The sequence below is a fragment of the Alkalibacterium kapii genome, assembly GCF_007988865.1.
Lineage (GTDB): Bacteria > Bacillota > Bacilli > Lactobacillales > Carnobacteriaceae_A > Alkalibacterium > Alkalibacterium kapii.
This window is the reverse complement of the sequence record NZ_BJUY01000023.1, coordinates 26,827-34,331: the sequence shown is the minus strand read 5'-3', so window position 1 is coordinate 34,331 and position 7,505 is coordinate 26,827. Positions and strand designations below refer to the sequence as shown.

Sequence of the window (7,505 nt, the reverse complement as noted above, 5' to 3'; positions counted from 1 at the left end):
GCAGTCAAACCTGAAATGCGTGCCCTTCGTTGAAGTTGGAAAGACGTGAAGGGCAGTCAAACACCGAATGCGTGCCCTTCGTTGAAGCTGGGAGGACGTAAAGGGCAGTCAAACACCGAATGCGTGCCCTTCGTTGAAGTTGGAAAGACGTGAAGGGCAGTCAAACGTGGAATGCGTGCCCTTCGTTGAAGTTGGAAAGACGTGAAGGGCAGTCAAACCCGAAATGCGTGCCCTTTCAAGAAGAAAACTGGAGCGAAAGGGCACACACGCCTTAATAAAAAAGAAGAAAGAAGCGAGTCCGCTTCTTTCTCCAGCTTTTTATATTTCAATTATATCGATCGGTTAGGTCCGTTATCCAAAGGGGTATTGTTTGGTGTCTTCTTATTATCCGCATAACCGATCGTATCGGTAGACTGACTATTGGAAGGATCCGTATTGCTGTTTTTTACATCATTTAGTAATTCAGCGTCTTCAGTATAAGAACCTGGCTCTGACGTTAAACCCGAATCATCATCAGAATAAGCACTGTCGGCATATTTCGGGTTGATGTCCGGAGATTTTTCTTTTAGTTTCCCTCCATCTTCAGTAACCTGAACAACAAAACGTCCATCCTTCAGGTCTTCCATGTGCTTGCCTAACTCTTCTTTATCTCCATCAGATAAATCTGACGTGTTTTTAATTTTTATATCGGCTGCTCTGAGCTGTTCTTCTTTATAAGGATCTGTACCGATCAGAGTAATAGAATCAGCATCATGGCCACGCATAATCAGTGTATCTACAGCGCGCAGAGCGTATTTGACTTCAGCATAGCTGCCTTCTACATGAGTATTCAATTATATCTCCTCCTAGGATCATTTTATTTTATGAGTCACTTTTTTTACTTTGAATAAGTCCTCGCAGTTTATCAGTACCTTCTGGTGGGTTTTTAAGCACGTCTCTTACTTTATCCAAATCAGGTTCTACATTCCAGGTGAGAATGCCGACGGGTTTATTTTGTTTGAGATAATAGGCTACTTTACCATCGTCTACGTGATCAATAAAGATATCAAGGTCAGGATCGAGCGTTCCGATGGCTTTCCAGGAAATATCGAATACTTTCGAATAAAAGTAAGGAGTGTAGTCATAGGACACACTGGATCCAGCCATATTTTTCCCAACCACCGTTCCCGATTGACGGGCATGATCGACGTGTTCGATACGGTGACGACCTAATATTGGATCCGGGTATGCCGAGATATCTCCGGCAGCATAGATATCTGGATCAGAAGTTTGGAAGTTTTCATTAACGATAACACCGTCTTGAACGTCCAGACCGGCTTTTTCGGCAAGAGATAGACGCGGTTTGACACCCAGTCCCAGCACCAGCGCATCGCCTTCTACCGTTTTCCCGTTTTCCAGGTTAAGAACAAGTTTATTCTCTTTTTTACTGTAAGAATCAGCACGGGATTTGTTCATCAAAGTCACACCAGCTTTTCTGTAACTTTCTTCAAATTCCTTCGCCAGTTCAAGTGGGAAGCGTTTATCTCCCAGAACGTCCTGTGGATAAACTAAAGTTACCTGCGTGTTATTCAACTGTAAGTTTGCTGCGAGCTCTGTACCGATATAGCTTCCGCCTACGACAATGACATGCTGATTGTTTCCAGATAGGTCTCTTAGTTTACGGTAGTCTTCAAAGGAACGAAAAGTAAAAGCCCGCTCGTCTTCTGGTCCTTCGATCGTCTGCGGTTCACCACCAGTAACTAATAAGAGTTTTCCGTAAGAAAAAGTTCTGCCTTCTTTCGTTGTCACCGTTTTGGTTTCTTTATCAATTGATGTCACGACGGTTTCAAGCAGGACATCTGCTCCCGTCTTTTCGGCTGTATTAAAAGGAACATCTTCTTCAGTAAAGGCTTCGTCGGTCCAAATCTTTTTAGACAACGCCGGACGAGTGTAAGGGCCATCCATGTCGGAAGATAAAATACCGATAGAACTGTCTTTATCAACTTCGCGAATACCTTCTGCAGCATATCCAGCAGCGATCCCGCCACCAATAAATAAATAATCATAATGTGTTACGTTAGATGTACTCATTACTTATTCTCTCCTTCTAAAATAGAATATGTGGACTAAATCGTTGCCACAGAGCCGCCATCGACTCGGTAATTGGCTCCATTAACGAATGAGGCTTTTTTAGAGCATAAAAAGGCAATGACTGCAGCTACTTCTTCAACCTGTCCCCGACGCTTCAACTCGATATGCGGACGTTCTTCATCAAGGAAGGAGTCAACGGCTTCATCAAAAGAAACGTTTTTATCTTCGGCACGCTGAGTCATCATTCGATCGGTCATGGGCGTTTCAATAAAGGCCGGAGAAACAGTGTTAACGAGCAAACCTTCTTTAGCATAAGAACGAGAAAGCCCTTTGGCAAAAGATAAAATAGCCGCTTTAGCGCTATCATAAGGGAGTTCGTTATCGTATGGCTGAACTGCATTTTCTGAAGAAATCAAAATGATACGACCCCATACGTCAGCTCTCAAGTCGGGAAGGAATTCTCTAACGACGCGTACAGGTCCAAGAAAATCATGATCGATCGTTTCGACCCAATCTTCATCAGTCAATGTATGGAACATTCCTTGTGCACCGGTAACTCCAGCGTTCTGCACCAATATATCGATCGTTCCTATACTTTTCTTCACATAGTCATGCAACTGACTGAGAGATTCTAAGTCTCTGATATCAGCGGGAAAATATAACAGCTTATCTGAATCGGTCATTTCCTGAGCTGCTTTTTTCAAGTTATCTTCATCATAATCCGTCATCACGACTGTTGCGCCTTCCTCCAATAAAGTACGTGTCGTTTCTTTCCCGATACCTGAAGCAGCCCCAGTGACTAGTGCAATTTTATCTTTTAATCCTAAATCCATTGTTTTCTCCTTTCATTTTTTTAATGAGAGTTACTTTGAATCCTTCTTACCTGTTACATTAAAGGTTACTATCCTGTCCGAAAAACTTCAATTATAAGCAATCAATGAAAGGTTTAAAAAGAGCTTAAATTACAAATAGTGATTCATGTATAATAAAAAAAGACCAGATAGGTACCCAGTCTTTTGTATAGAACCATAGATCGTTAAAACTTATGAAATCTCAAATTAATCAATGACAATCTTTTTTAAATCAACAAAACCAAAAGGGTTATAAACGGCTTTTGGATTTTCCTGCGCTTTTACAATATAATCCTCATGATCCAGTAAAGTAAAAATCTCAATCGCTTTATTGAAGGATACTTCACTTTCTGAAAGAGAACCTTCAGCTTCTAAACACATCCCTTTCCTGACTAGGGCGGCTCCTAATGCAAGAATATCCTGCTCTTTTTTACTTTTCTTGATCAAGTGTTCAACGTATACCAAGGCACTTTTATGCTGGTTATTGTCGATCAGGATACATGCGATATTGGATAGAAAGGACAATCTCAGTTTATCAGCTTCCTGAAATGTCCGGTAGTTTTTCAAATCTTCCAATGCTTTATTCGTCATTGATATGGCAGTTTCGACTTCAAAGAAGTACAGAATTTTATTTAAAAGATGATACTCGGCAATATAGAATTTATCCAGATCTTTTAAACGATCCCAAACCTTCTTGGCATGCATATAAGCCTTGTCTATGTCATGATCATTGAGCAGGGCCCAGTAACCCTGGGCAATATTAAGCACATCACGGACATAATGATCTTCCCGTTTATCGAGCAACTCTTCGGCTAATGTTATCAGTTCTTCTATATATGAAAGTGACGGGTCATGTCCCATCATTTTAAATTTGTAGATGACGTAATCTTTATCGATCAATTCATACCCATTTAGAATATAATAAAACTCAGCTTCAGACATATCCATATGATCCAAAATAGCAAAGAACTTGACGATATTCGGATTGATTTCATCATTTTCTACTTTTGTATAATTGGAACGGGACATTTTTCCATCGGATATTTCTTCCTGCGTATAACCTTTATTCATTCGTATCGTTTTAAGCGTCTGGCCTAAATGATAATATAAGTGATCCATTGTTCTCTCTCCTTATTGAAGCCTATATAATTACTGACCCCCGATCATGAATTAAACAGCTCAATTTCTATTGTTAGTTATTTTATAAAAATGAGTATTATTACAGTAAATTATACAGTCTAAAACATGTAAATACACATTTGGTTATAATATGAACATTTATGAAGATAACCGTTCATGAGTGTTACAATTAAATGAATCAGGTAAATACATATCTGAATAAAAGAATAGTATGTTTTTAATAAGACTGATTTTTTAGTGGGGTGAAAAGTATGGAGAAAGCATTGGAATTGTTCAGACAGCGAAACAGTGCGATGACATGTGTGCTGACAGGGGAAGACAAAGTTGTCACACTTCTGGTGGAAGAGAGCGATCTGGTTGTAAATGCTGATGGAGAAATAGACTGCTCATTAGAAACTATTCTTAGAAAAAATAAAGTAAGTACCGGTGACATTCATGAATGGAAAATTCAGCGCATTCAAATCATTGAAGTGATTGAGGGAAAAGAAAAAGTCATACGTGAATACAATCCTGAAATGGTTTTAAGTTTACTACAAGTTTAACATAAACGAGCGCGTATGGTAATGACCAAGATCAGAAAACGTTTCAAATACCTAGAGGATAAAAAGCGATCAGCCACTTTCAGGCTGCGCTTTTTTTGCGTTCAAATAGGATGTCTCAAACGAGAAATAAACATGCAGCCTATGTTATCCTATATAGAAGAAGGTTTTATGAGCACAAAGACGTTATTGACAGAAATGACAGTCTTTTTAACATTAAATATAAAAAACTAAAAGAAGGGGATCAAATGTCTGATAAAAAATGGTTCAGTTTAAGCGTTGAAGAAGTAGAACAGGAATTAGATACTAATAGACATGCTGGCTTAAACGAAGAAGAAGCCGAGCTGCTTAAAGAAGAATATGGACTCAATAAGCTCCCAGAAGGGGAACAGACGCCAGAGTGGGTAAAGTTCTTAAGGCAGTTCAATGATGTCCTGATTTATATTTTGCTCGTTGCCTCTGTCGTTACATTCTTTTTAGGAAAACATGTGGATACAGCCGTGATCCTTTTAGTAGCCATTGTCAATGGTGTCATAGGATATGTGCAGGAAAATAAGGCAGAAAAAGCTCTGGAAGGTATCAAAAATATGCTGTCATTAAAAGCGATGGTGTATCGTGAGGAATATAGGCAAGAAGTGGATTCCACGGAAGTCGTCCCGGGTGATATTGTCTATTTGAGTTCAGGTGACAAAATACCCGCGGATATCCGTCTGTTTGAAGTGGATAGATTGAAAGTAGAAGAATCACCGCTGACAGGAGAATCGACATCAGTTGAAAAACAAACAGAACCACTCAAAGAAGACACCCCAATTGGCGACCGCAGCAATATGGTGTTTTCCGGAACAACCGTTTCCTCAGGTAATGCGAAAGGCATCGTTACAGAAACCGGTGAATCGACTGAGATAGGTAAAATTAATCGTTCGATGAGTGAAGTAGAAGCGATCCAGACCCCTCTGCTCAAGCAGACCGATCAGTTCGGGAAAACGATATCTATCGTCATCCTTGTCTTAGCTGTTTTTCTATTCACATTTGCTTTTATCATTCACAATTATGAATGGGGAGAACTGCTGTTATCCGTTATCAGTCTGACTGTCGCAGCGATTCCAGAAGGATTGCCGGCTATCTTGACAATCATTTTGGCCTTGGGTGTCCAGTCTATGGCGGATAAACAAGCAATTATGCGTACACTGCCGTCTGTTGAAACCCTTGGAGCTGTAACAGTAATCTGTTCAGATAAAACAGGTACACTGACAAAAAATGAAATGACTGTCCAGTCAGTCATCACCAAAGATAAAACGTACTCTGTAACGGGGCTGGGTTACGAACCGGAAGGTGACATATTAGACGAAAATGAAAACCCAGTCGACGTAATGGAAGAAAATGATTTGAAAGAACTGCTGACAGCTGCTAAAACAGTCAACGAAGCCGATATCTATCAAAAAAATGACCAGTGGGAAGTTCGGGGAGATCCCACTGAAGGGTGCCTGATAACTCTTGCAGAAAAAGCGGATATCGATATCGAATCGCTGGATCGGCAATCAGAAATACCCTTTGATTCAGAATATAAGTATATGGTTGGATTAGTGGAAGAAAATAATTTAAAGAAAATATTTATTAAAGGCGCGCCGGACAGACTTTTTGAAATGGCAAAGCTCGATTCCGATGAACGCTCATATTGGGAAGAGCAAATGAGTAAGCGCACTAAAAAAGGTGAGCGGGTGCTGGCATTTGGTGTGAAAGAAGTACCCAAAGAAAAGAATCATGTTGACCATGAAGATGTCAACTCAGATATCACCTTGCTTGGACTTACCGGAATCATTGACCCTCCTCGTGAAGAGGTCATCGAAGCGATAGAGGTATGTAAAAAAGCGGGCATTAAAGTGAAAATGATAACAGGAGATCACAAGGAAACAGCCTTGGCCATAGCGAAAGAATTGGGTATCGCAGAACAGGATAAAGTGACAGAAGGCCGAGATCTTGATGGTATGTCAGAAGAGGAAGTCAGAGAACTGGTAGAAGAGGTCGATGTTTTTGCTAGAACGAGTCCTGAAAATAAACTTCAGCTCGTCGAAGCCCTTCAGAATAATGGTCATGTCAGTGCGATGACAGGAGATGGCGTGAATGATGCCCCTGCACTAAAACGGGCAGATATCGGTGTTGCGATGGGAATCAAGGGAACAGAAGTGGCGAAAGAAGCCTCTGAAATGGTTCTTGTAAACGATGATTTTTCAACAATCGTCAATGCTGTGAAAGAAGGACGCCGGGTCTATGATAACTTAAAGAAAACCATTCTGTTCATTCTGCCGACAAACGGCGCTGAAGCCTTGCTTGTAGCGGCCGCTTTACTTCTGGGGATTAATATGCCGCTTACTCCCGTGCAGATTCTCTACGTGAATATGATCACTGCCGTAACGATTGCGCTGGCGCTTGCCTTTGAGCCTTTAGAAAAAGGAACAATGTCCAAACCGCCAAGAAACTCAGATGAACGTTTGCTGAGTCCTTATTATATCTTCCGGATTCTGTTTGTATCCGTCCTGATCGGAGGGTCCATCATGTGGATCAACCAAGGACTGTTATCGGGGTATGAGAGTAGTCACTTGAATACAATCACTCTTCACTCACTGGTGTTCGCACAATTGTTTCATTTGTTTAATGTAAGAAATGAGCGGCACTTTAGTTTGAATAATCAGTTTTTCGACAACAAAGCGGCCTTTTTAGTATCGGGTCTATTGATTGCTGTTCAGTTGTTAGTCACTTATGTTCCTTTCCTGGCAAATGTCCTGGGACTCTATCCGATTGAATTAAACCTTTGGCTCTATCCGATTTTAGTCGGTTTAGGCGTGTTCGTGATTGTTGAAATTGAAAAATTCGTTACTCATAGACTTTTAAAAAAGAAAAAATGAGA

General features: G+C 40.5%; 6 protein-coding genes. 2 read left to right on the top strand and 4 right to left on the bottom strand.

All coding sequences use genetic code 11. The features are described 5' to 3' along the window. Positions 1 to 329: 329 nt before the first annotated feature. The 4 genes from AKA01nite_RS07790 to AKA01nite_RS07775 all read right to left on the bottom strand — a co-directional run bounded on the left by AKA01nite_RS07790 (position 330) and on the right by AKA01nite_RS07775 (position 4,040). A complete protein-coding gene (locus tag AKA01nite_RS07790) occupies positions 330 to 833 on the bottom strand; it encodes a hypothetical protein (protein ID WP_146924759.1) in 504 nt (167 codons plus the stop codon). Positions 834 to 861: 28 nt separating this feature from the next. After that, positions 862 to 2,070 (bottom strand): NAD(P)/FAD-dependent oxidoreductase, encoded by a 1,209-nt coding sequence (locus tag AKA01nite_RS07785; protein WP_146924758.1) that lies wholly within the window; start codon positions 2,068 to 2,070, stop codon positions 862 to 864. Positions 2,071 to 2,105: 35 nt separating this feature from the next. Then, complete coding sequence (locus AKA01nite_RS07780) at positions 2,106 to 2,903, bottom strand: SDR family NAD(P)-dependent oxidoreductase (RefSeq protein ID WP_146924757.1); 798 nt, start codon at positions 2,901 to 2,903, stop codon at positions 2,106 to 2,108. 225 nt (positions 2,904 to 3,128) lie between these two features. Then, complete coding sequence (locus AKA01nite_RS07775; protein ID WP_146924756.1) at positions 3,129 to 4,040, bottom strand: helix-turn-helix domain-containing protein; 912 nt, start codon at positions 4,038 to 4,040, stop codon at positions 3,129 to 3,131. Between the two features lie 272 nt (positions 4,041 to 4,312). Here AKA01nite_RS07775 and AKA01nite_RS07770 point away from each other — a divergent pair, with 272 nt between their 5' ends. Next, complete coding sequence (locus AKA01nite_RS07770) at positions 4,313 to 4,603, top strand: hypothetical protein (RefSeq protein WP_146924755.1); 291 nt, start codon at positions 4,313 to 4,315, stop codon at positions 4,601 to 4,603. A gap of 245 nt (positions 4,604 to 4,848) precedes the next feature. Beyond that, positions 4,849 to 7,503, top strand: coding sequence for an HAD-IC family P-type ATPase (locus AKA01nite_RS07765; RefSeq protein WP_146924754.1), 2,655 nt, complete (start codon positions 4,849 to 4,851; stop codon positions 7,501 to 7,503). The last annotated feature ends 2 nt before the right edge of the window (positions 7,504 to 7,505 follow it).

Bases quoted from the DNA above. Each gene is read 5' to 3' on its own strand.
- AKA01nite_RS07785 (WP_146924758.1), bottom strand. From the start codon at position 2,070: ATGAGTACATCTAACGTAACACATTATGATTATTTATTTATTGGTGGC.
- AKA01nite_RS07775 (WP_146924756.1), bottom strand. From the start codon at position 4,040: ATGGATCACTTATATTATCATTTAGGCCAGACGCTTAAAACGATACGA.
- AKA01nite_RS07765 (WP_146924754.1), top strand. From the start codon at position 4,849: ATGTCTGATAAAAAATGGTTCAGTTTAAGCGTTGAAGAAGTAGAACAG.
- AKA01nite_RS07770 (WP_146924755.1), top strand. From the start codon at position 4,313: ATGGAGAAAGCATTGGAATTGTTCAGACAGCGAAACAGTGCGATGACA.
- AKA01nite_RS07780 (WP_146924757.1), bottom strand. From the start codon at position 2,903: ATGGATTTAGGATTAAAAGATAAAATTGCACTAGTCACTGGGGCTGCT.